This is a genomic window from Cohaesibacter marisflavi (assembly GCF_963665895.2).
In the GTDB taxonomy this organism is placed as follows: Bacteria; Pseudomonadota; Alphaproteobacteria; order Rhizobiales; family Cohaesibacteraceae; genus Cohaesibacter; species Cohaesibacter marisflavi.
This window is the reverse complement of record NZ_OY762534.1, coordinates 3,296,528-3,320,629: the sequence shown is the minus strand read 5'-3', so window position 1 is coordinate 3,320,629 and position 24,102 is coordinate 3,296,528. Positions and strand designations below refer to the sequence as shown.

Here is a 24,102-nt window from a genome sequence, read left to right as displayed (position 1 = left end):
AGGCCGAATGTGAAGCATACAGAGAGTATGCTCAAACCGACATAAAACATCTCTTTCCTCCTTAGACTTGCTGATCATCCCGTCAAGTCACGCTTTTATTAGACCGCAACAGGATGAAAAAGTCTCTTCACTCTTACAATTATAATGTAATGTCGTTAACAAATAATACAACATTCAGAGATGCTTAAAGTTCCATATAGCCTTTTCGGCTGGCCGCTGGATGGGCATTTGGCTGGACATGAAAAAGGGGCCCCGATGAGCCCCTTTCCCTTTAATTTTCGCTGCGACAAGAGAAGGCTTCCCCATGAGGGAAGCCGGCCTCTCCTTAGATATCAACCCAGCCGTCGCTGAGGTCCGCTGCATACAGTGCGTCAATAGCAGCCTGATTGGCGCGTGAGCTTTCCAGCGTGAAGATCGTGGCCTCCTCACCGGCGATCTTGTCGCCGAAGGCCTCGACCTGAAGCTGGTACTGATAGGCACCCTGGAAGGACCATTTCTTCATTTCGCTGCGATTGTTGTTGTAAAGGCAAACATTCACTGCATCGTAGTTCAAGGCATTGAACGGTGCGCTTACTTCAATCAACCCTTTGTCGCCATGGAATGACATGCTTTGCCGCAAGGCAAGCTGGGTGGAGCAGTAGAAGGTCATGTCAAAGCTGCCAAAATCATATTGGCAGTTGGCATAGATATCCGTCCCGAAATCTGGATCGCGCTCAATGGAAGCTCTGGCCCTAACCGGGTCTTTACCGGTGGCAAAACGGGCTGTCACCGTCGGATATACGCCGATATCAGGCAGTCCTCCACCGCCCAGCTCGACCTTGTTACGCATGTTGTCTGGATCAACATTGTAATAGCTGAAGGCGCCCTGAATGTGACGCAAGGTGCCGATTTCACCATTGGCGATCAAGTCACGCACCAGCTGCCATTGCGGATGGTAAGTGACCATGAAGGCTTCGCTGGCGACAAGGCCGCTTTTGTCCCGAGCTTCAATCAGAGTATCAATTTCCTTGGCATGCAGGGAAATCGGCTTTTCGCAAAGGACATGTTTACCTGCTTCCAGACAGCGCTTGGTCCACTCCACATGCTGGGATGTTGGCAGCGGAATATAGATTGCGTCCACCTCCGGGCTGCTAAGCAAGTCTTCGTAACTACCATAGGCCAGAGGCATGCCAAATCTCTCGGCAAAGGCGTCAGCGCTCGCCTGACTGCGGCTGGCAACAGCCTGCAGGGTTCCGTTTCGCGATGCTTGAATGGCTGGTACCAATTGCTCTCTGGCAATTTTGGCGGTTCCTAGAATGCCCCAACGGATCATTTTGCTCTCCCATGTTTCTTATACAACTCTAACAGTTGATATGTGTCACTAACAAACGTCAAAGCCACAATTTTGCTCGGATTTTGACACATTTACCATTAAATCAGACACTCCGATATATATGACATGGAGTGTGGTGGTGCCCAAGTACAATTTATTTTTTCACTCAAAACAATTGCCTGAGACCTTCGAAGAAGGCGAAAAGGATCTTGCTGCCTTGAAGGCTTGGAGCAAGTCGTTCGAGAAGTTCGTCGTCAATCCAGGCAGTGTTTTGAAACAGTCTCTTATTGTCACGTCTGAAAATGTTGAAACCGTGACGCCGGGTGAAACCTTGTCAGCCTATGCCGAGATTGAAGCTCGGAACAAGGATGAAGCCGTTAAGATAGCCAAAAGCTGGCCGATTCTCGATAGCGGGTTTGTCTTGATTTCCGAGGTCGTGGATATGGAACTTGACTAGGGCAACGTCTCTCTTTTGAGAACTTTACCTCCTTCAAAGCTGGGTTGAGTTACGTTTACCTGCTTCTTATTGGGTGTGTGACGCATATGGGACATATATGAAATGTGTTGCAATTTTTTGCATTGTGTTGCATATTTTTGCGGAATAATGCAAAACTATGCACGACGCATGGTCCATCATGACAGACCTTACACTCAACAATCCTTCCGTCAGACAGACCTTGCTGCGATCCCGACTGGAGAGCGGTGAGCAGCTCGTCGCTGTCGACTTAGCCAATGAATTCGGTATTTCCCTCGATACCATCCGCCGTGATCTACTCGCGTTGGAAGACGGAGGGCTGGCGCGACGGGTCAGAGGTGGAGCCATCCCGGTTCGTTCTGCAGCCACGCCTTATACCGAACGAAGAGCCGAGCCAGCGGCCAACCATGACACGCTTGCAAAGGCCACCTTGCCACTGATCAAAAGCGGCATGACGATTATTCTGGGAGGCGGAACGACACTTGTCCGTCTGGCGGCCTATCTCGAGCCACTTGACGATCTGTTTGTCATCACTCCCGCGCCTGCCATTGCCTCGATTACGCTTGAAAAGTCGATCCAGACTTATCTCGTTGGAGGGCGGCTGAGTCCATGGGGCGCGTGTGCTGTTGGGTGTGAAGCGGAAGCCGCACTGGGCAACCTCGCCGCAGACCTTGCCTTTCCCGGTATCTGTGGTCTGGACCAGGCATTCGGGTTCAGCATGGATTATACCGATGAGGCTGGTATGACCCGCGCGATGATCAAGGCGGCCAATGAAGTCATTCTCGTCTGCGCGAAAGAAAAGGTCGGCCAGCGGGCGCGGCATCGTATTTTGCCGGTTAAAGACATCACCACTATTGTTACAGACGCCGACGCACCCACGATGCAGCCGTTCGGGGATGCCGGTGCGGAGATCATTCATGCATAACCCTTCGACATTCGCCAATGCGCCATTGCCATGGAATGGCCTCCGCACGCCGAGGAAGGCCGTTTCGGCCATGTTTATGCTCAATGGGGCCTTTTTCGGCATGTGGGCTTCGCGCGTACCGGCCATTGCGCAAATGCATCAACTCAGTGAGACCATGCTTGGCATTTTGCTACTGAGCATGTGCGCCGGGGCTATTGTCTCCTTCCCCACAACCGGCAGTCTGGTGGAACGCTATGGCAGCGCGTCTGTCACGAAAGTTGTCGCCCTTGTCTATAGTGCGGCGCTTGCCGGTCTAGCCTTCGCTCCCAGCGCCCTGCTGCTTGGAGCTGCCCTGTTTGCCTTTGGGGCGGCACACGGGGCCATGGATGTGTCCATGAATGCATGGGCCGGAGAAGTGGAGAAAGCGCGCGGTAAGCCTATCATGTCTTCCTTTCACGCCATGTGGAGCCTCGGGTCGGGGCTTGGGGCAGCAACAGGATTTCTGGCAGTGCATCTAGCGCTCAGCCCGATGGTGCATTTCTTGATTGGAGGTGTAGTCTGCCTGCTGCTGGCGCTTCCTTTTGGCTATGTAGCCTGGTCGTCGCCACGCATCGAGCGCAAGCCGGGCGCCAAGCGAGCTTTGTTCGTCTTACCCAAGGGGGCCTTGGCGCTCGTGGGCATCATGGGGCTTTGTGCCGGGCTGGGCGAAGGGGCCATGGGCGATTGGGGTGCCATTTTCCTCGTACAGGTCGCCCAGACCAACGAGGGCACGGCCGCTCTTGGCTATACCTGCTTTTCTGTCGCGATGGTGGTTATGCGTCTTGCAGGCGATTTCATTATCAGTCGGTTGGGAGCGGTGAGGGCTGCGCGTATGAGTGGCCTTCTCGCCGCAAGCGGGTCGTTGCTGGCTATTTCCTTTGCAAGTCTTCCTGCCATTTTTGTCGGCTTTGCCATGATGGGACTTGGCTATGCCTTCATAGTGCCTTTGGCCTTCTCGCGTGCTGGCAACGATGATACCATGTCGCCCGGTCCGGCCATCGCGGCCGTGGCGACCTTCGGCTATGGTGGGGGACTATTTGGGCCGGTAGCCATCGGCTTGCTCGCGGATACCTTTTCCATCCGCTGGGCGTTCCTGCTGCTTTCCTCTCTGGCTCTGCTTATCATTCTGTTGGCCCCTAATCTTGCTCCACCCCAAAAGAGCGCGGCGCGTTAACGGCGCTGATTGCAACTTCTGTCTGTTTTCTTGCGTATAACTCCGCAGGCCGTGTCGATAATGTGCCTTCAAGGCATGAAAATTTGTCAAAAGTTACGTTTGTTTCCCGCCTTTTCCTTGCAGCCTTGGGAAATTTGGCTAGTGTGGGGACCAACAAAACCAAAGCTTTCCAAAATCGGAGGAAATACAATGCTCAAATGGGGTGGAACTCTCCTCGCAGCCGCCGCTGTTGTGGCAACAGCTGGGCTGGCTCATGCCGAAACACGCGTGACCTATAAATCTGCGAAAACCTCTTCATCCTACTACCAGATGGGTGTTCAGATCGCCGAAGCCATCAAGGCCGGTACCGACGGTGATATCATCGTCACGGTCGAAGAAAGCCAGGGCTCTGTGCAGAATGTCATGGAAGTGCGCGGCCGTGGCGCCGACTATGTCTTTACCACGCCGCCAGCACTGGTCGGCCTTGCGCAGGCTGGCAAAGGCGCCTTTGAAGGCAAGACAAGCCCGAAATTCGCTGACATCCGGGCGCTCTTTCCGATCCCGAGTCTGACAATGCATTTTGTTGTTTCCAAAAACAGCGGCATCACGGATTTCGCTGGCATGGAAGGCAAATCCATCCTGCTCGGCAAGGGCTCTTTTGGTGCACGCGAAGGGGAAAAATATCTCAAGCTGTTTGGCCTTGAAGGCAAGATCGATCTGGCCGAGGTAGAACTGTCCAACGCAGTGCCGGCTCTTAAGAATGGCCAGATTGACGGCTTTGTCACCTCCGGTTCCTATCCGGCACCGAACGTTGTGGAAGCTGCCGCATCCACTGATGTAACAATCCTGTCCCTTTCCGAAGAGCAGATCGCCAAGACCAAACGCGCCAAGCTGGTTATTCCTGCCGGAACCTATGCCGGGCAGGACACGGACGTTGAAACCACCTCGCTGCCGGTTGTTGCCTACGCAACCGCAGCCATGGATGAAGCCACCGCTTATGAACTCACCAAGACCTTCTGGGAACAGAAAGCCAAGATGAGTGAAACCGCACCATGGTGGAAGGGTGTCAACAAGGCACTGATGAGCAACATCACCACCAAGCTGCATCCTGGCGCTGTAAAATATTATAAGGAAGCCGGTTTCGAGCTTTCCGAAAGCCAGATGTAAGCCAGCATCTGATCAAGACAAAATGAAGCCGTGGCCCTTTCGGTCACGGCCTTGTTATACCTGCCCTTTAAGGCTCTTGGACCTCCGTAAACCCAAGCGCCATTCAACGATAAGAAACTGATAGAAAAAGAGCCGTCCCATGATGCAAGCCCCTGAAGTCAAGAGCCTGCCGATCCGTCTGATTGTAACCTTTTTGGCAATCGTGCTCGTGGTCTTTCATCTTGGACTGATCTTTTCGGGCTTGACGCCCAATCTGGTCTCGCGCCCCATTCATATGGCGCTGGCTCTGCCATGGATTCTCATCATCGGCACGCGCGCTGGAGAGGGCAATCAGCTCTATCGCTATTCTGGCTGGCTGCTCGCTGCTGCCGGTATTGCGGCCTGTCTTTACATCGCGATCAATCAATCCGATCTCATCGATCAATATGGGTTTCTTGAGGGCAACGGCCAGATCCTCATGGCGAGTGTACTGATTGTAGTCGTGCTGGAAGCCGCAAGACGCGCCATCGGCTGGCCTCTGCCCATCGTTGCCTTCCTTGCGCTGATGTATGGCTTGTTCGGTCAATATATTCCCGGCGAGTTCGGTCATTCGCCCATGCCGTTGGGTTCTTTTCTTGGGACTCTGACGATTGCTGAGGGTGGTCTTTGGGGCAGCCTGACAGGTGTTTCCGTATCAGTGGTTGCCATCTTCGTTATTTTCGGCGCGGTGCTTAATGCCGGGGAAGCCGGGCAGGGCTTCATGAATGTGGCCGCTGCGGCCGCCGGGCGCCTCACGGGTGGCGGTGCCAAAGTGTCTGTGGTTTCTTCTGCGCTGTTTGGTTCCATTTCCGGTTCGGCCAGCGCCAATGTGGCTTCCACCGGTGCGATCACGCTGCCCGCCATGACGCGTCTTGGCTATCCCAAGAAATTGGCAGGAGCCGTGGAGGCGGTGGCGTCTTCGGGAGGGCAGATCATGCCGCCATTGATGGGGGCAGGCGCCTTCGTGATGGTCGAGCTGACCGGAACTCCCTACACGTCGATCATTATGGCGGCGCTGCTACCTGCTGTCCTCTATTTCTTTGCCGTATGGATCGGCATCAACGCTTATGCAACAAAATTCGAGCTCTCCGGCATCGCCGAGGAAGACCGTCCGCCTTTGCGGGATGTGCTGATCACGTCGGCATTCTTTCTGGTGCCCTTCTTCGTGCTCTTGTGGGGTATGTTCGTGGCCGAATACACGCCACAATATGCGGCGAGCCTGTCCATTTTGGCCGGCGCTCTCATGCTCTTCATCAACCGCAGTCTGAAGGCCGTGCCCAGCCAGATCATCCGGCGCTTCGAGATTGCCTTCAACACGGCAGCCAGACAGGTTGCCATGATCGCCTCGATCATCCTGTGTGCAAGTATTATCATCGGGGTGCTGTCGGTTACGGGGCTGGGGGTCAAGATCACCTCTCTGATCCTGTCCGGCTCATCGGGCCTGCTCTGGCCATCTCTGCTGCTGACGGCGCTTGCCTGCCTTGTGCTGGGGATGGAGGTGCCAACCACGGCTGCTTACGTCATTTGCATATCCGTCGCAGGTCCGGCATTGGTGGAATCGGGTCTTGAGCCTCTTCAGGCCCATCTGTTTGTCTTCTGGTTTGCGCTTCTCTCCACGATTACGCCACCGGTCTGCGGCGCCGTGTTCATTGCGGCAGGCATGATAGGGGAAGACTGGCTCAAGGTAGCGCTTGCGGCAATGTCCCTTGGCATTGGTCTCTATATCATCCCCCTTGGCATGATCGCCAACCCCGAGCTGATCCAACTGGGGCAGCATCCAATTGAAGCCTTGCTGGTGGCCTGTCAGGTCGGGGCTGGTCTTGCTGCCATTTCCTACGGGCTGATCGCCAATTACCGGTTGCCCCTGCGCATTGGGCTGATCCTTGGCGGGCTATTGATCGTCTTCGTGCGTGCGATGTTCTGAGAGAAACATGATGCTTTTTTGACACCTGTCTGTCTAAAAATCAGAACATTTTGAAGGATTTGTTAATATTTTTGCCGAAGAACATGCCGAATACTCTTCTTTTTGAGCCAAATTAGACTTTTTATTGATTCTTTGATCGACTTTTGAGCAGCGATTGCGCAAAAAGTGTGCGCTGTTAGTCAAGTCTTAACAATTGGGACAAGTCTGTCCAATTGTGGTCGATGGCTGTTCGATGTGCCGCGCAGGGATTTCTCTAAGTCAGAGTCCTGTCCGGTTGAGCAGCTTGGTGGAGCGGCCAGTCCCTGAGGGCTTTCAGGAGTGCCTGAGGGGGCGGACCAGTACGAGCAGTTTGGAGCTGGTGGTCACTATCCCATGAGGGAACAACCATCCGATAAAAATGCTTTGGGAAGAAATCAACAATGAGTGCCAAACGCGAACACTGGGGCTCCCGCCTCGGTTTCATCATGGCGACAGCGGGATCAGCTGTCGGCCTTGGAAATATCTGGAAGTTCCCTTATATGGCTGGCGACAACGGGGGAGCGGCCTTCATCATCATCTATCTGGCTCTGGTCTTTACCATTGGCCTGTCTGTCCTTCTTGCCGAAATCATGATCGGTCGGGCGAGTCAGTCTGATGCGGTGAACGCCTTCAAGAAGCTGGGGCCGGGCTTCTTTTCTATCGTCGGTTATATGGGCATCGCCGCCGCTTTCATGATCCTGTCTTTCTATTGCGTTGTCGCAGGCTGGACCATTGATTATGTGATCAAGTTTGCCAGCGGTGCCTTCTCTGGCATGGATGCAGACGCATTGGGGCAGGCCTTTGGCGGTTTTATCTCTGACCCGGTGCAGCCAATCATCTATCAGGCTATCTTTGTTGCCCTGACGGTCATGGTCGTGCTTGGCGGCGTTGCCAATGGCATCGAACGGGCAGGCAAGATCTTGATGCCGATCCTGTTCCTCATCCTGATTGCCTTGGTCATCCGTTCGGTCACGCTGCCGGGCGCAGGAAAAGGGCTGGCCTTTTTCCTTGCTCCTGATTTTTCCAAGATCACCGGCGAAACCATCATGGCGGCGCTCGGGCAGGCCTTTTTCTCCCTGTCACTGGGCATGGGCGCCATCCTGACCTACGGCTCCTATCTGGATAGGGAAGCCAATCTGGGCAAATCCGCCTGGCAGGTGACGTTCCTTGACACATCTGTTGCCATTCTGGCCGGTCTTGCCATTTTGCCTGCCGTCTTTGCTTTTGGCATGGACCCGGGCGCAGGGCCAGGCCTGACCTTTGTCACGCTGCCTGCCGTCTTCATGTCGATGCCCGGTGGCATCTTTTTTGGCACGCTCTTCTTCCTGCTGCTGACGATTGCGGCGCTGACCAGCTCCATTTCGCTGCTAGAGCCGCTCGTCGCCTTCTTCTCGTCCAAAGGCTACACCCGCAAGCAGATCACGGTTACCTCTGGTTTCCTGTCCTTCCTTCTGGGCATTCCCTGCTCTCTGGCGATGGGTATCTGGGGAGATTTTACCATCTTCGGGAAGAATTTCTTCGATCTGATGGACTTCCTGACCTCGAACCTCATTCTGCCAATCGGCGGCTTCCTGATTGCCATCTTTGTTGGCTGGGTCGTTACCCCGCGTGCTCTCAAGGAAGTGTGTGGTGAAGATGCGCCTGGCCTGTTGGCCAAGACTTGGATCTTCATTCTGCGCTTCATCGCGCCTGTTGCGATTCTGCTGATTCTGCTGTCTGGTCTCGGGCTTCTGGATGATTTGCAAGCCGCTCTGGGGCTATGATCTTATGAAGGCGGGCTTAATTGATAAGTCCGCCTTTTTTTGCTGCTGGCCTCTGTCACCCAAATTTGCGTTTGAGTCTGTGACTATGCATGAATAGGCGCGATCTTGAGGCATATTGACAAAATGTCTTCGCAAAACTGTCACATGGTCGAGATATGAAAATGCTCGCGCCTCTATAGGGAGGCGGTCTGGACCGGAGTTTCATGCATGTCCTCTCGCAGACATGTCGCGCGTGACATAACCTATGCCTATTCTGCGGAAACCAGACGGGGCCGCGCCATTATCAAGCTGCTGGAAAACACAACCGGACGCTTGCAGCTGATCAAACGTGCCGATGGCTATGAGCGTGAAGTCGCTGCTGGTCGGGATTTCTGGGAAGTGATGGTCGAGCGCTACGGGCTTTCGCTGGATGTGATCGGCGGACACCTGAGCAACATTCCGCGCAGCGGTCCACTTATTCTCATTGCCAATCATCCCTATGGCATTCTGGATGGACTGATGATGGGGCATATCCTGTCTGAATTGCGCGGTGATTTCCGCATTCTGGCCCATAAGGTCTTCCGCAAGGCCGATGACATCAACCGCATCATTCTGCCCATTTCCTTTGAAGAGACCAAGGATGCCGTGCGGCAGAATATAGAGACCCGCAAAACCGCATTGCACTATCTCGGTGATGGCGGTGCTATTGGTATTTTTCCCGGCGGCACGGTGAGCACGGCCGCCAAGCCGTTCTCCCGTCCCATGGACCCCAACTGGCGCGGCTTTACCGCCCGCATGATCGGCAAGTCCGACGCCACTGTGGTGCCGATCTTCTTTGATGGGCACACCTCGCGCCTGTTCCAGATCGCCAGCCACATGCATTACACCTTGCGCATGGGGCTGTTGCTCAAGGAATTCAGGAAAAGGGTCGACACACCGGTCAAGGTTGTGGTTGGCGAACCGATCGGGCGCGACGTGCTTGATCCCCTGTCCAAGGACAGTAAGGCACTGATGCGCTATTTGCGCGAAGCCACCTATTCTCTTTCCCCCAACCCGCTGGAAGCCTGCGAGGTGGGGTTCGAATTCGAAGAAAAATACAGGCTCCACGCCTGAATACAGACTTTTGCGGCTCTCTGAGGTAAGCCAAGAGCGCTCATGCAGGTCTCAGGTGCAGCTCATCTCGCCGTATAGACAAGCGGGAATTGTCGGGCACTGGTCTCAACGCCATCGCATGTTGGCTTCTCGCGATATTCCAACAGGAAGAATTCCAGAGCCTCCCCTTCCACCGAACGCAGCTGATAGGCTTCAAAGCTGCCGCAGCTGCCATCTCCATCATAATATTCCGAGGTGACAGTACCGTTTGCGACATTCATCTGCGGATTGCGGATCTCGTGGTTTTCTTTTCGAGAGCCTATGCCGGGAAGAGCAGGGAAGGGCAGTACGGTGGCATAATCCGCATTGTCATTCATGCTGACCACATAGGTAGAGCTTCCCGCATGAGCATAGAGGTTGCAGGGCACTTCCCACAGGGTGACGGCATCGCTGATGGCATAATGGGCGCCAAAGCCGGCTGTCTGCTCCATGTCACATTCCGGTGCGTCTCGACGGATGGCATTGCGCACGCCGCGGGGCACAGCATCGAGTCGGTCAAAGGACACCGCGTCTCCCAGTGGCACCGGATCACCGAAGGGCGGATCGACCTGAATGGTGCTGTTGCTTGCGGTCTGGTTGGGCTGGGGTTGCTGGCTTGCCTGACTTTGCTCTGGCTGTTGCGGACAGAAAATGCCTCCCTTGACGGAGATAATGAAAGGATAATGCTTGTTACGCGTAATGGTCAGCTTGGCGCGGTCCACAACGATTGAGTCACCAGATACATGCTGATCCTGCACCTCCACAAGTGTTGTATAGGTGCCCTTGGAGGTGCGATAGAGCCGCAGGGGCTCCAACGTCTGCCCACCACTTGTGCCTTTATCCTGCCGTTGGAACTCATAGACCGTCTTGCCCACTTTCATCCATGCTGGCAACTCTTCCCCATCATTGAAAGGCGCATAGAAAACATAGGCATATTTGTCGGACTGAGGATTTTTGTTGGCCTGCCAGAAGGCCAGATGGCACCCGTTATAGCCTTCAATGACATTCTGCCCGAACAGCCGCAAATCAATATCGGAGTCTGCATCCGCCGCTTGAGCGTTCCCGCCGGACAGCGCGAGCAGAACTGCAACACATAGACCGAGCCAATGTCTTTTATGAGTGTTCTGTAAGGATTGGATCAAGGAAACGAACTGTCGCAAGGCCATGGTGTTCTCCGGCGAAGAATAAAGAAAAGTATATGGTCGCGATGCTAGGTGAAAAGCCCAATGGGGTCCAGCAGCCTTTTGGGATCATCCGGTGGGTAGACCGTAGCGGAAGACATAAGAAAAGGCCGGAGAAATGTCTTCCGGCCTTCACATGCTTTGTCTGCTTAGATGAGCAAAGATCAAACGGCGGTGCGCCACTGCCTGCCCAGATTGGCAGCATTGCGGGCGCGACGCCCGATTTCATGCCAGTCTTTGGCGCGCACCAGATCAACAGGGGCAATCCAGCTACCACCGATGGCAAAGACATTGTCTTCGATGAGATAGTCATCGGCTGTATCAGGGGTGATGCCGCCTGTCGGGCAGAAGGAAACATCGCTCACAGGGCCGGAGATTGCACGCAACATGGGAACGCCGCCAACGATGTTGGCCGGAAACAGCTTTTGCTCCATGAAACCGGCATCTCTGAGAATCATGATCTCGGAGAGGGTAGAGGCACCGGGCAAAAAGGGCCAATCATTGAGCTTGAGGGCCTGCAAAAGCCGCTCGGATACGCCCGGCGAAACGCCGAACCAACCACCAGCCGATTGGGCCGCGTTGAGTTGCATTTCCGTAAGAATGGATCCGACGCCAATCACGGCGCCTTCCACCTGATTGGCGATAATTTCGATGGCTCTGAGTGCTTCATGGCTGCGTAGAGTTACTTCCAGCACAGGCAGGCCGTTATCGACAAGGCATTGCGCCAGAGGCTGGGCATCATCGGCATTCTCGATCACAAGAACCGGAATAACCTTTGTTCCCGAAAGAAGCGGGGAGACTTTTGGATGCATGGTATATCCCTTATGGTTTTCGTTAGAAGGATTTACAATCGAAGCATCATGACAGATGAACTTGATGTTAGATCATCTTCTACCTGCGTAGAAAGATCGAAGTCTGTTCCTTTGTTTGGCTCTATCTTTGCGATTTTTGCTGTGTGCGTTTCCTCATTATTTGAATTTATATCACAATTGAAGCAACTCTGCTGCATTTCCAGAAAATGGCGTTAATGATTTATCGCATCTTTTTGTTCCGGATATGCAAAAGTCCGGCGGATATCAATCCGTCGGACTATTTGATTTTGTTGTCGTGATGCTATCAACGCCAAGTCTTATTTCTGTGGCAGGAACCAGTTTGCTGCATTCTGATAGCAAACATCGCGCACAAGCTTGTCGAGCATTTCGGTATCATTGGGCACATGGCCATTTTCTACCCAGCGACCGACCATCTGGCAAACCAGGCGGCGGAAATATTCATGGCGCGGGAAGGACAGGAAGGACCGGCTATCCGTCAGCATGCCGATGAAGTGGGAGAAGAGGCCCATCTGCGAAAGCTGGGTCATCTGGCGTTCCATGCCGTCGAGCTGATCGTTGAACCACCAGCCTGAGCCAGCCTGTACCTTGCCTGCAATTTCGCCATCCTGGAAGTTGCCCGCCGTGGAGACGATGACTTCGTTGAAGGATGGATTGAGGTGGTAGAGAACTGTTTTCGGCAGGTGACCATCGCGATCCATTTCACCCATCAGGCCGTTCAGTTCGATAGCGATCGGACGGTCATTGATGGAATCGCCGCCCACATCCGGGCCAAGTGATTTATAGAGGCGATGGTTGCAGTTGCGCACTGCGCCGATATGCAGCTGCATGACCAGATCGCGTTCGTAATAAGCCTTGGACAGGTCAACGAACATGTTGGTCTGGAACTGGGCGATTTCCAGCTCGCTCAGCGCTTCGCCGGAAAGGCGTTTGGCGATGATTGCATCAAGGCTGGCTTCGTCTACCGGTTTGGCATAGCGCAGAACATCGATGCCGTGGTCGGTTGCCTTGCAGCCATGGGCCACAAAGTGATCAAGGCGTTCGATCAGTGCTTTCATCAAAGGCGCATAGCTGTCGACAGAATAGCCAACGACCTTTGCCAGATCGGCAATGAAACCGTCAAAGCCAGGCAGATCGATCTTGTAGGCTGCGTCCGGACGGAAGCTTGGGGCAACAACCATGTCGCTCAGGCTTGCATCTTCTGCCATCTGTTTGTGGAAGGCCAGATCATCGCAAGGGGCGTCGGTGGTGCCAACAAACTCAACCTTGAACTGGCGCAGAAGACCGCGTGCCGAGTGGCTGTCTTCAGCCAGCATGCCGTTTGCCTTTTCCCAGATCATGTCAGCGGTTTCTGGCGAAAGCAGTTCATCGATGCCGAAATAGCGCTGCAGTTCCAGATGGGTCCAGTGATAGAGAGGGTTGCCGAAGCATTTCGGCACAACGCTCGCGAAGGCGTCGAATTTTTCGCGGAATGTTGCAGCTCCAGAGCATTTTTCTTCCGGAATGCCCGCCCAGCGCATGGCGCGCCATTTGTAGTGGTCCCCAGCCAGCCAGACTTCGCCGATGGTGTCCCATTTCTTGTCATTCGCGATTTGCTCAGGAATGAGATGGTTATGATAGTCAACAATCGGCAGACCAACTGCAACGTCATGATAAAGGTGACGCGCTGCTGCGGTGTCCAGCAGGAAATCAGGGCCTAGAAATGTTTGCATGGTGTTTTCTCCTGTCATGAGCGACGGACTGCATGAAAATGAAGCCCTCAGATCGGTGACCTGAAGGCTTCGTGAAATGCGCAGCTCTTGATGGTCTTAAGAGAGCGCGGCAGCCACAGTCGCCTTCGCTCCCGTCTGGACTAAAGTCGCATAAGTTGCTTTGATTCTCGTCACAAAATTGGAATCTTGCGACAGTTTTGCAGGGAAAATCGCATCCATTTCCAGAACGCCGTTAATGTAAGCTTCCCAGTTTGGCAACTGCAGGGCCTTTTGCGCGATCTGATCTGCGAGCGGATCATTGATCGGTGTTGGCTGGCCATTTTCATCTTCACCGGTCATGAAGCGGAGCCATCCGGCAACGCCCAGAGCGAGCAAAGACCAGTCAGAGCCGTTGTCCATATGCCATGCAATGGAAGCAAGCATGCGCTGGGGCAGTTTCTGGCTACCGTCAGAGGCAATCTGCGCGGTCTTGTGTTTGAGCTGGCTGTTGGAGAAGCGCTTGATCAGCGCATCCGCATAGGCATCCAGATCCACATCACCGGGCACAGACAGGGTTGGCTGCTGTTCCTTGACCATCAGCGTGTGGGCAGCCTTCTTGTAATTCTCGTCACCCATGCAGGCGTCGATGGTCTCGTAGCCACCCAGATAGCCGAGATAGGCGAGGAAGGAATGAGCGCCGTTCAGGGTACGCAGCTTCATTTCCTCGAAAGGCTCGACGTCTGGTACAAACTGTGCGCCGACTTCTTCCCAAGCCGGACGACCCTTGACGAAATTGTCTTCGATAACCCACTGACGGAACGGCTCACAAACGATCCCATTCGGATCTTCCATGCCACCAAGGGTTTCCTTGATCAGCGCACGGCTTTCGTCGGTGAGAGCCGGAACGATGCGGTCCACCATGGAGCAAGGGAAGGTCACATTCGCCTTGATCCATTTGGCAAGTTCGGCATCCAGCTTTTCCACGAAGCTCGTTACCGCCAGCTGGCACAGCTTGCCGTTGGAGGGCAGGTTATCGAGGCTAAGAATGGTGAAGCCGTCAAGACCGGCGTCGCGACGACGACGCAGCGCTTCTACCAGTGCTCCGATGGCCGACTTCGGCGTATGCGGATTTTCAAGGTCATGCTTGATGGCCGGGTTGCTCTCATCCAGCTTGCCGCCTGCCAGACAATAGCCCTTTTCGGTGACCGTCATGGAAACGATGGCAACATCCGGTTCAAGGAAGGGCGCGAAGAAAGCATCCATGCCGCCGCGTTCTGGATGCGCGGTTTTGACGATGGAGCCGATGATGCGCAGGTTGGAACCGGCATCGCCATGTTCCAGAACACTGTAAAGATGGTCATTCTCTTCCAGCTGGGCAAAACGGTCCGCCCCGAACAGGATGTCGCTGACCACCACGCCCCAGTCACTGGCCGGATGCTTCAGCAGGAAGTCCTGATGGTAGCTCATCCAGTGTGCGCGGGCGAAGGCGCCAAAGCCCAGATGGATAAGGCGCGGACGCAGACCCTTGCGGTCATAATCGGGCAATTGCGGGTTGCCCGGCGCGTTGAGCAAATCGGAAATGGTCATGAAAAATCTCCAGATCAGAATGGCAGCAGAGTGCCGGTTTTATAAGGGGCGCCTGAGACAGACAGCAGGCGGGAATCGCGGGTGGCAACGCTGACCTTGCAGCCTTCAAGGGCCGGATCGAACTGGCCGTCATGCTGCCAGTCAAGGTCGAGGGTTGTTGCCGTTTGAGTGACCTTGAAGGTCGTCAGGCGGTGGTTGCCCGAAAGCGCATCGACATTGTCCACGTCATCTTCATAAGCCTGAGCCTCGAATGTGCAGCTGGCTTCTCCATGCAGCGGATAGATGACGATCTGACGCAACTGCCCTTCAACAGAGCCAGAGCGTTTAACGCCTGGAGACAGGGTCAGCACGGTGCCAGCTTTGACGAACAGGGGAATGGACCCAAGAGCAACCGGAACGGTGACTTCCTGACCACCGTGGTAATACTCCCCGGACCAGAAGTCATAATAGCCGACCCCGTTATCCGGCAGATAGAGTGTGCGGGTCTTGGCGCCTTCTTCCACCACGTTGGCCACCAGCATGTCACGGCCGAGGAAGAAATCATCGGTCGGCGCATAGCAGCGCTCGTCATGCTCATGATCAAGGAAGGTCGGACGGATCATCGGTTCATCATCCACCACGGCTTTGTAAAGCAGCGTGTAGAGATAAGGCAGCAGGGTATAACGCAGATTGATCGCGTTACGGATATGGGCTGTTACCTCAGGATACATCCATGGCTCGTTGACAGTCTGGTCATCGTTCCAGCTGTGAATGGTGAAACGAGGATGGAAGATGCCGTTCTGGACCCAACGCACGAACAGTTCCGGATCCGGACGATCACCCGAGAAGCCGCCAACGTCATGGCCGACATTGTAAAGGCCCGAGAGACTCATGCCTAGGCCCATGCGGATGTTGTATTTGAGGCTGTTCCAGTTGGTGCGGTTGTCACCAGACCAGGTCTGCGCATAGCGCTGGATACCCGGGCAGCCGGAACGTGAAATGAGATAGGCGCGCTTTTCAGGAGCAAACGCAACCTGAGCATCGTTGGATGCGCGGGTCATGAGAAGAGGCTGAACCGGGCGGATCAAATTGATGTCGATTGGATCGCCAAAACCATCACACTGGGCCTGACGGTCCCAGATCTCATATTCGTTATTGTCGTTCCAGGTGGAATTGATGCCATAGTCCAGAAGAGCGGTTTTGACATTGTCACGCCACCATGTCTGGGTTTCCGGATTGGTAAAGTCCAGATGGCTGCCTTCGTCATCCCAGAAGACAGAGCGTTCGGCAGAGCCGGTGTCACTATCCTTGATGAAAAGACCCAGATTGTCCACCTCACCATAACGTGGATGATCCTGCAGCAGGCAAGGCTTGATGTTGGCAATCAATTCAAGGCCCGCATCGGCAAAGACCTTGGCCATGCCTTTGGCATCAGGCACCTTGTCCGTGTTCCAGTTGAACACATAGCGCTTGGGGCCGATAGAGGTGTAACCGGAAGAAAGCTGGAAGCTGTCGCACGGAATGTCATGTTCCTTGATCAGACGCACAAAGCCATGCAGCTGTTCCTGCGCATTGGGAGCATCCGTGTAGGACATGGTCGAGCCCGAATAGCCCAGAGACCAGCGCGGTAGGAAGGCGGTGCCGCCTGTCAGCTGCGTGTGGGTCTTGGTCAGCTCAAGAACAGAATCGCCAAGGGCGAAATAGTAATCAAGGTCGCCATCTTCGGCGCGATAGGAGCGGAACGGCTGATGATAGTTGTCCAGCTCGTTGCCCAGATCAAACCAGCAAGGCGCCAGATTGTCATAGAAGAGCGAATAGGACAGGCCACTTTCAAGGCGGGTGATCGTGAAAGGCACATGCTTGTAAAGCGGGTCGGTGGAGCTTGCATTATAGCCCATCGCATCCAGATTGCGCATTTCAAAGCGACGGCCGGAGCGTTCCAGCTCACCGGTTTTCTCACCAAGGCCGTAGAAGCGGTCCGTCTTGGCACGGCGCAGGAAGTGGCTGTGTGCATGATCCTTGCGGCCCAGCATATAGGCACCGGTCGGGCGGTCTTCCGCAATCTGTTGCCATTCATCGCTGGCGCTGCAGCGGCCGAACCAGACAAGGCCCAGCGGCTGGCGAACCACCACCTTCAGGCAGCCCGTTGCAAGGGTCACGGTGTCGTCTGCGGTTTCGCAAGTGAAGGCAGGGCATGAGAATCCGTCGAGCGAGGCGCGATTGCGGCCTTCGAGGGGAGCGTCCCCCTTGGGGGCGACGGTCCAGCTGCGGTCAAGACGATAGCTGCCATCCTTGAGCAGTTGCACACGGGCCATGCGCTCCTCAAGAATATCGATCTGCAGGCTGTGCCGTCCTTCGACTTCGAGCACGATGCCCGTGGAGGTCTGGCTTTGTAGCGTCCATTTTTTCAGCTGATACATGAAGGTCTCCCTGAGGTTCTCTGCCGATAGCGGCTTTTGACCGGATATTGGCTAAGAGCCGAATTTATAGGATTTGCAGCATCTCCGGTTTGCAGGAAATGCTGATTCATATCGGGGAGGCGGTACGCGACCTTTCTTCAGGTCTGCCGAACTCTCACCCGCTGGTGTCTGACCTGGTGCGTCAGGTCGTGTCGTGCGATGGCGGCGCGCCTTGCAAGGGGCCGCCATCGCGTTTGTCAGGCTGTATGATTAGCCGCCATAGCCAAGGAAGAAGCGCGGCAGGATCAGGGACAGCTCAGGAATGTAGGTGACCGCCAGGAGAAGGCCGACCAGCACTGCATAGAATGGCAGCATTGGTTTCAGAACCTTGGAAATGGCGACCTTGCCGACCGAGCAACCGATGAACAGAGCGGAGCCAACCGGCGGCGTGCAGATGCCGATGCAGAGGTTGAAGGTCATCATGACACCGAAGTGAACCGGATCCATGCCCAGATCCTGAACTACTGGCAGGAAGATCGGGGTGAAGATCAGAAGGGCTGGCGTCATGTCCATGAAGGTACCGATGATCAGCAGGGCAAGGTTCATGACCAGCAGAATGACGATCGGGTTATCGGAAACCGCCAGCAGGGCATCGGAGATGTAGAAAGGAATATCCGAGAAGGCCATGGCCTTGGACATGCCGATCGAACAGCCAACCATCAGAAGAACGATGGAGGTGGTGACAGCCGATTCCAGAATGATCTTCGGTAGATCACGAACCGAGATTTCGCGATACCAGATCAGGGCGAGGAACAGGGTGTAGACCACGGCAACAGCAGAGGCTTCCGTTGCGGTAAAGATACCGCCGATGATACCGCCCATGATGATGATGATCAGACCCAACGGCAGGATGGCTGCCTTGGTTTTCTCGCACATCTCCTGTCGGGTGGGTTTTTCTGCCACGGCATAGCCGCGCTTCTTGGCAATGATGCCGGCCACGGTCATCAGACCCAGCCCCATCAGAATGCCCGGCAGATAGCCTGCAAGGAACAGGGCTGCAATGGACGTACCACCAGTGATCAGCGAATAGACGATGAAGGTGGTTGATGGCGGGATGAGCAGGCCGGTCGGGCAGGAGGCAATGTTGACAGCTGCCGAATAGGCCGGATCATAGCCTTCCTTCTTCTGCAGTGGCGACATTACGCCACCCACAGCAGCAGCTGAAGCAACAGCCGAGCCGGAAATTGCGCCGAACATCATGTTGGCCAGCACGTTGCAGTGGGCCAGCGAGCCGGGCAGGCGGCCGCCGAGGATCTTGGCGAATTCAATCAGGCGCATGGCGATACCGCCACGGTTCATGATGTTGCCCGCCAGAATGAAGAAGGGGATCGCCAGCAGGGTGAAGCTATCAAGGCCGGAGGCCATTTGCTGGGCGACGATGAAAATCGATTGGTCGAACGACATGTCGATCACCATGAAGGTGAACATGGTCGCGATACCGATTGCGAAGGAAATAGGAACGCTGAATGCCATCAGGACGATGAAGATCGAAAACAGCGTGATAGTTGCTTGCCATTCCATGGTTGGTTACTCTCTCTTCGATCCGTTTAGTCTTGTTTGGCAGGGGTTGGCTCGGAGCTCTCGTTGCTCTCTTCCCCGCTTTCAGGTGAAAACAGTTCAACGATCAACGCCGCGCAGTAAAACAGCATCATGGCACCGGAGAATGGGATTGCACCGTAGACATAGCCCATCGGCAGGCGAAGAGCCGGGGTCATCTGGCCGGATTCAAGAGTCTTGAACATCAGTTCAAGGCCGCCATAGACCATCACCACGCCAGCAAAGGCGGCGACAATCAACAAAACGGCAACACGGATATAGCGAACGGCAGGGCCATCAATAATCAGTGTGACGATATCAATTGCCAGATGGCGCTTCAGGCCGAGTGTGTAAGCGGCGCCCACAAAAGCGACCCACATAAAGAGGAAGCGTGCGATTTCGTCGGTGGTGGTGCTTGGCGTTCCAAGGATAAAACGCGAGACGACCTGCCAGACAACGCAGACGACAAGGATGGTAAAGACCAGGACGGTCAGGGTTCCAAGAACCGCATTTACCAGGCGAACAGCTTGTTTCATGGCTGCACTCCAATAGCTGTTTGTTCTCAGCTCGAACCAATCGAGCGCGAAATGACTGCCCCTTGGAAGAGAATTGGTCGGCCAATTTATCAACAGCCGGTTCCCAGGTTGACAGCAAGTGGTTCAACCAGAAATTGGAGAACAACTTTTCTCCAGTCGGCTTTGCCACTCGAAATCGAGGGATGCAGATCAGCAGCAAATCGGCCTGCATTCGTAAAGCTCAGAAGAAAGTTGCTATAAATCAGTGATATAGCTGGTTTCTAAAAGCGTTTCCTACAAAATGTCCGCAGACTTGGTGTGCCATTCGGCATCTCTGTTGGCTATACACATCGCTCAAAAAACAAAATTGGTCAACCAAAATAAAAATTGATTGACAAAAATTTCAAAATGGAGAATTGTTTGGTCAACCAAAACGAAATATTGGTTAGACCGGTCGAGGCGTCTGTGGTCAGCAACTTGAACTGATTGCAAATGTGCTTGGTTGGATGAATGGCTCCCCGCTTTCCTTGGCAGGGGGGCAAGGCAAACAAACCGACTGAGATTTCATTCGGGAGGGAAAAATGACTCGTAAGCTTTCCATTATTAGTGCTGTCGCTGGTGCAGCTTTCGCTCTGTCTGCAACTGCAGCAAGCGCTGTTACCCTGAAGATCAGCCACAATAACCCAGAAGATCATCCTCTTCACAAATCCATGTCCTTCTTTGCGGATCGCGTAAAAGAGCTGACCAATGGCGACGTCAAGGTTCGCATCTACGCAAACGCCCAGCTCGGCACGCAGCGTGAATCCATGGAGCTGGTGCAGAATGGCACGCTGGCGATGGCCAAGTCCAACGCTTCCGAGCTTGAAGCATTTGAAGAATCTTACAGCGCCCTGAACCTGCCATATCTCTTCACCTCCGAAGATCACTTCTTTAACGCACTTGGTGGTGAAATTGGTGACGACATCCTGATGTCTTCCAAAGACAAGGGTTTCATCGGTCTGACTTACTACTATGAAGGTGCTCGCTCCTTCTATGCCAACAAGGCCATCAATACACCGGCTGACCTGGATGGCATGAAAATCCGTGTGCAGCCATCACCATCCGCGATCCGTATGGTGGAGCTGCTTGGTGGTAACCCGACCCCGATTGCTTGGGGTGAACTCTATTCTGCGCTGAAACAGGGTGTTGTTGACGGCGCTGAAAACAACCCGACCGCAATGACCACTGCCCGTCATGGTGAAGTTTCCAAGGTCTTCTCCAAAGACGAACACACCATGATTCCTTCCGTGCTGGTGATGTCCACCAGGAAGTGGGACCGTCTGAGCGAAGACCAGCAGAAAGCGGTTCGTCAGGCTGCGCATGAATCCATGGACTTCCATCGCAAGCTTTGGGGTGAAATCGTTTCAAAGGAAATCGAGAAGGCCAAGGCCGATCTGGGTGTGGAATTTGTTGAAGTCGACAAAGAACCATTCATCCAGGCAGTTATGCCAATGCATGAAGAGCTGGCTGCCAAATCCGAACGTCTGGCAGACCTGATCGAACGCATCAAGGCTGTAAAATAAGAACTGGCTTTGAAGTCAGTCTTCCGATCCGGCAAAAGGGCCTGCTCCTTGCCGATCCAAACTCTCGAACATGGCGGACATCTAACCGCCATGTTTTTCCCGACCCTGCCCGGCACCTCAAGAATAGGCAGGCCATCTCAATAACAGGAAGTTCCCAATGGTTCTCGAGCGATCTGAATTGGCGGAAAATGCCCTCCAGTGCCTTCATGATGAAGCCTATGATGCCCCATACAATTGGCAGAATCTTAATCATGAAACCCTGATTTTTACCGGCGGCCGCGACGGTGAAAGTCTCGATGGAGCCTGGAACTTCTGTGTCGATCTACTGGATACCGGTCTTCGCCAAAAGTGGTTCGAAATGGCCCAGATGGATCCTGAAGAGCGTATCGAGCCCTATGATTACGATCCCTATATGGGCGAGCAGGTGGTGGTGCCTTCCAACTGGCAGATGCTGAAAGAGAAATGGTATTTCTTTGAAGGCAGCGCCTGGTATAGCCGCTCCTTCAATGCCGCATCCCTTGGTGCGGATGAACGCAAATTTCTGCGCATTGGCGCAGCGCAGTATGACTGCAAGATATTCCTCAACGGCGAGTTTCTGGGCAACCACTATGGCGGCTCTACCCCTTTCTGCGTCGAGCTGACCGAAAAGCTCCGCGAGGGAGAAAACTGGCTGATGCTGTGTGTCAACAACACCCGCACGCTGGATCGTGTGCCGATGCGCAACACGGACTGGTTCAACTATGGCGGTGTCTATCGTGAGGTCGAACTCTACACCACGCCAAAAACCTTCATTCGTGACCTCTTTGTCAGTCTTGTACCTGACGGGACCTATAGCCGCATTGTCGTTGAGGCCGTGCTCGATGGTCCTGATGCCAAGGGTGCACAGATCGAAATTCAGCTCCCAGATCTCGGTATCAACACAGTCATCGCATCCTCCCAAGATGGCCTGGCAAAAGCCGAGATCGAAGCCAGCCCGGAACTATGGTCCCCCTCCACCCCGCGCCTTTATGACGTTATCGCTCGCCTCGGCGAGGATGAAGTGCGCGACCGGGTTGGCTTTCGCCAGATTGAACAGGTCGGAGCCGGCCTGCAGCTGAACGGAAAGCCGCTCTTCCTGCGCGGCATTTCGGTGCATGAAGATGACAAGGTCAAGGGCAAGGTAACAAGCAAGGAAGATCTGGAGCGTCGCTTCGCGCACGCTAAGGATCTCAACTGCAATTTCCTGCGCCTGGCCCACTATCCGCACCATGAAATGGCTGCCAAAATGGCCGATGAACTGGGCTTCCTTCTTTGGGAAGAAATTCCGGTCTATTGGGCGATCGATTTCGAAAATCCAGCCACCTTCAAGGATGCGCAGAACCAGTTGATCGAACTCATCAAGCGCGACCGTAACCGTGCCAGTGTCATCATCTGGTCCGTTGGCAATGAAAATCCGGATACCGATGCCCGCCTCGATTTCATGCGCCGTTTGTCAGAAACAGCAAAGCAGGTTGACCCGACCCGGTTGACGTCTGCGGCCTGTTTGATCAACCACGCCAAGAAAAAGATCGAAGATCGTCTGTCGAATTACATCGACGTGATCGGGATCAATGAATATTACGGCTGGTATGAGGAAAACTTTGAAGATCTCGTTGAAATTGGCGTGAACTCTTCTCCTGACAAACCGGTTGTCATTTCGGAGACCGGAGCTGATGCCGATATCAGCGCGTCGGGTCCCAAAAAAGGACTCTTTAGCGAAGCCTATCAGACCGAGGTCTACGAAAAGCAGATCGCAACCCTGCGGGAACTCGATTACGTCAAGGGCATCTCGCCCTGGATTCTTTATGACTTCCGCGTGGAGCGCCGCCAGAATGTCTTCCAGCGCGGAGGCAACAAGAAGGGGCTGATCGACGCTGACAAGGCAACCAAGAAAGAGGCCTTCCACAAGCTTGCGGCTTTTTATGCCGAGAAGCGACTGGAAGGTGAACAATAACAACAAGAAGCCCGAACCGGGACCGGCAAGGCGCTGTATGAAGCGGGTGCCGCCGGTCAGGATCGGCAAGACGCAAGGCGCAGGCGCGGCACAATTTTCATGTGCCTCCTGTTGTGGCTAGCGAGGGCCAAAGATGATCACGGATACAGGTAAGAGACGCTATCAGGAAGTTGCCGAGGCGCTGAAAAAGGAAATGATTGATCAGTCTCTTTCCGTGGGGACGCGTTTGCGGACGGAAAGACAGATTGCCGAGGATTTCGATGTGTCGCGTTCGGTTGTCCGTGAAGCAATCATCATGCTGGAAATCGAGGGCCTCGTGTCGGTACGCAAGGGGTCTGGCATCTATATCGAGCGGTTGCCCAATCAATCCGAAAAGAATGCCATCGCACGCTCGGATATCGGACCGTTTGAATTGTTGCAGGCACGTCAGCTGCTGGAAAGCAATATCGCCGCATTTGCCGCAACCATGGTAACCAAGAATGACATTCAGCGCATGCAGGAAGCGCTGGATATGGAAATTCAGGCCATCGATTCTGGCAAGGCCGATTATGATGGCGACGAGTGGTTCCACCGATTGATTGCGGAATCTACCCAGAATGGCGTCCTGATCGATATGGTCAATGACATGTGGCGCCTCAGAAAGGGCAACCAGATCTGGGATGGTCTGCATGCCCGCATTTTTGACGAGAGCTATCGCCAGCAATGGCTGGATGATCATCAACAGATCCTGACGGCCCTCAATCGCAAGGACCCGGGCAAGGCCCGCGACGCCATGTGGAACCATCTCGAGAATGTGCGCAATACGCTTCTGGTTCTCTCCGATGTTGAGGATCCGAAGTTCGATGGAGATCTGTTCAAGACGCCCAAGGTCGTCAAACTGAACAAATAACAGGTCGGCTGCGTCAAG

At 54.3% G+C, this 24,102-nt stretch carries 18 protein-coding genes; 10 read left to right on the top strand and 8 right to left on the bottom strand.

The genetic code is table 11. The features are described from left to right. Positions 1-325: 325 nt before the first annotated feature. A complete protein-coding gene (locus tag ACKPCT_RS15985; RefSeq protein ID WP_319567384.1) occupies positions 326-1,312 on the bottom strand; it encodes a Gfo/Idh/MocA family protein in 987 nt (328 codons plus the stop codon). Between the two features lie 139 nt (positions 1,313-1,451). On the opposite strand from ACKPCT_RS15985, the gene ACKPCT_RS15980 reads away from it, so the two are divergent. The 7 genes from ACKPCT_RS15980 (at position 1,452) to ACKPCT_RS15950 (ending at position 9,865) form a co-directional block, all read left to right on the top strand. Continuing rightward, positions 1,452-1,769 (top strand): hypothetical protein, encoded by a 318-nt coding sequence (locus ACKPCT_RS15980; RefSeq protein ID WP_139229194.1) that lies wholly within the window; start codon positions 1,452-1,454, stop codon positions 1,767-1,769. 178 nt (positions 1,770-1,947) lie between these two features. Then, positions 1,948-2,712: a DeoR/GlpR family DNA-binding transcription regulator gene (locus ACKPCT_RS15975; protein ID WP_319567383.1), complete on the top strand. Its 765-nt coding sequence runs from the start codon at positions 1,948-1,950 to the stop codon at positions 2,710-2,712. Continuing rightward, positions 2,705-3,904, top strand: a complete 1,200-nt coding sequence (locus ACKPCT_RS15970) for an MFS transporter (RefSeq protein WP_210186650.1) — start codon at positions 2,705-2,707, stop codon at positions 3,902-3,904. The genes ACKPCT_RS15975 and ACKPCT_RS15970 overlap by 8 nt, the downstream gene beginning before the upstream one ends. A 189-nt stretch (positions 3,905-4,093) precedes the next feature. Continuing rightward, entirely contained in the window at positions 4,094-5,050 is a 957-nt protein-coding gene (locus ACKPCT_RS15965; RefSeq protein WP_090069211.1) for a TAXI family TRAP transporter solute-binding subunit, read from the top strand. Between the two features lie 139 nt (positions 5,051-5,189). Further along, on the top strand, positions 5,190-6,992 hold the full coding sequence (locus tag ACKPCT_RS15960) for a TRAP transporter permease (protein ID WP_244544591.1): 1,803 nt from the start codon (positions 5,190-5,192) through the stop codon (positions 6,990-6,992). Between the two features lie 419 nt (positions 6,993-7,411). Then, positions 7,412-8,773, top strand: a complete 1,362-nt coding sequence (locus ACKPCT_RS15955; RefSeq protein WP_319567382.1) for a sodium-dependent transporter — start codon at positions 7,412-7,414, stop codon at positions 8,771-8,773. A gap of 207 nt (positions 8,774-8,980) precedes the next feature. Then, entirely contained in the window at positions 8,981-9,865 is an 885-nt protein-coding gene (locus tag ACKPCT_RS15950; protein WP_090069216.1) for a lysophospholipid acyltransferase family protein, read from the top strand. Between the two features lie 62 nt (positions 9,866-9,927). On the opposite strand, the gene ACKPCT_RS15945 is transcribed toward ACKPCT_RS15950, so the two are convergent. From ACKPCT_RS15945 to ACKPCT_RS15915, 7 genes are all read right to left on the bottom strand, one after another. After that, the gene (locus tag ACKPCT_RS15945) at positions 9,928-11,049 is read right to left on the bottom strand and encodes a hypothetical protein (RefSeq protein WP_319567381.1); all 1,122 of its coding nucleotides are present in this window, start codon (positions 11,047-11,049) and stop codon (positions 9,928-9,930) included. Between the two features lie 179 nt (positions 11,050-11,228). After that, the gene (gene eda, locus ACKPCT_RS15940) at positions 11,229-11,876 is read right to left on the bottom strand and encodes a bifunctional 4-hydroxy-2-oxoglutarate aldolase/2-dehydro-3-deoxy-phosphogluconate aldolase (protein WP_090069222.1); all 648 of its coding nucleotides are present in this window, start codon (positions 11,874-11,876) and stop codon (positions 11,229-11,231) included. A 317-nt stretch (positions 11,877-12,193) separates the two neighbouring features. Beyond that, positions 12,194-13,606 (bottom strand): glucuronate isomerase, encoded by a 1,413-nt coding sequence (gene uxaC / locus ACKPCT_RS15935; protein WP_090070329.1) that lies wholly within the window; start codon positions 13,604-13,606, stop codon positions 12,194-12,196. 96 nt (positions 13,607-13,702) lie between these two features. Then, on the bottom strand, positions 13,703-15,172 hold the full coding sequence (locus ACKPCT_RS15930; protein ID WP_090069225.1) for a mannitol dehydrogenase family protein: 1,470 nt from the start codon (positions 15,170-15,172) through the stop codon (positions 13,703-13,705). A 14-nt stretch (positions 15,173-15,186) separates the two neighbouring features. Then, positions 15,187-17,571 (bottom strand): glycoside hydrolase family 31 protein, encoded by a 2,385-nt coding sequence (locus tag ACKPCT_RS15925; RefSeq protein ID WP_319567380.1) that lies wholly within the window; start codon positions 17,569-17,571, stop codon positions 15,187-15,189. Between the two features lie 249 nt (positions 17,572-17,820). Then, the gene (locus ACKPCT_RS15920; RefSeq protein ID WP_090069231.1) at positions 17,821-19,131 is read right to left on the bottom strand and encodes a TRAP transporter large permease; all 1,311 of its coding nucleotides are present in this window, start codon (positions 19,129-19,131) and stop codon (positions 17,821-17,823) included. Between the two features lie 26 nt (positions 19,132-19,157). After that, the gene (locus ACKPCT_RS15915) at positions 19,158-19,682 is read right to left on the bottom strand and encodes a TRAP transporter small permease (RefSeq protein WP_090069234.1); all 525 of its coding nucleotides are present in this window, start codon (positions 19,680-19,682) and stop codon (positions 19,158-19,160) included. A gap of 560 nt (positions 19,683-20,242) precedes the next feature. On the opposite strand from ACKPCT_RS15915, the gene ACKPCT_RS15910 reads away from it, so the two are divergent. From ACKPCT_RS15910 to ACKPCT_RS15900, 3 genes are all read left to right on the top strand, one after another. Continuing rightward, positions 20,243-21,223 carry a TRAP transporter substrate-binding protein gene (locus ACKPCT_RS15910; RefSeq protein ID WP_090069238.1) on the top strand — a complete coding sequence of 327 codons (981 nt, stop codon included), beginning with the start codon at positions 20,243-20,245 and terminating at the stop codon, positions 21,221-21,223. Positions 21,224-21,380: 157 nt separating this feature from the next. Then, positions 21,381-23,195, top strand: a complete 1,815-nt coding sequence (locus ACKPCT_RS15905) for a glycoside hydrolase family 2 protein (protein ID WP_319567379.1) — start codon at positions 21,381-21,383, stop codon at positions 23,193-23,195. Positions 23,196-23,328: 133 nt separating this feature from the next. Continuing rightward, a complete protein-coding gene (locus tag ACKPCT_RS15900; protein WP_090069243.1) occupies positions 23,329-24,084 on the top strand; it encodes an FCD domain-containing protein in 756 nt (251 codons plus the stop codon). Positions 24,085-24,102: the final 18 nt, after the last annotated feature.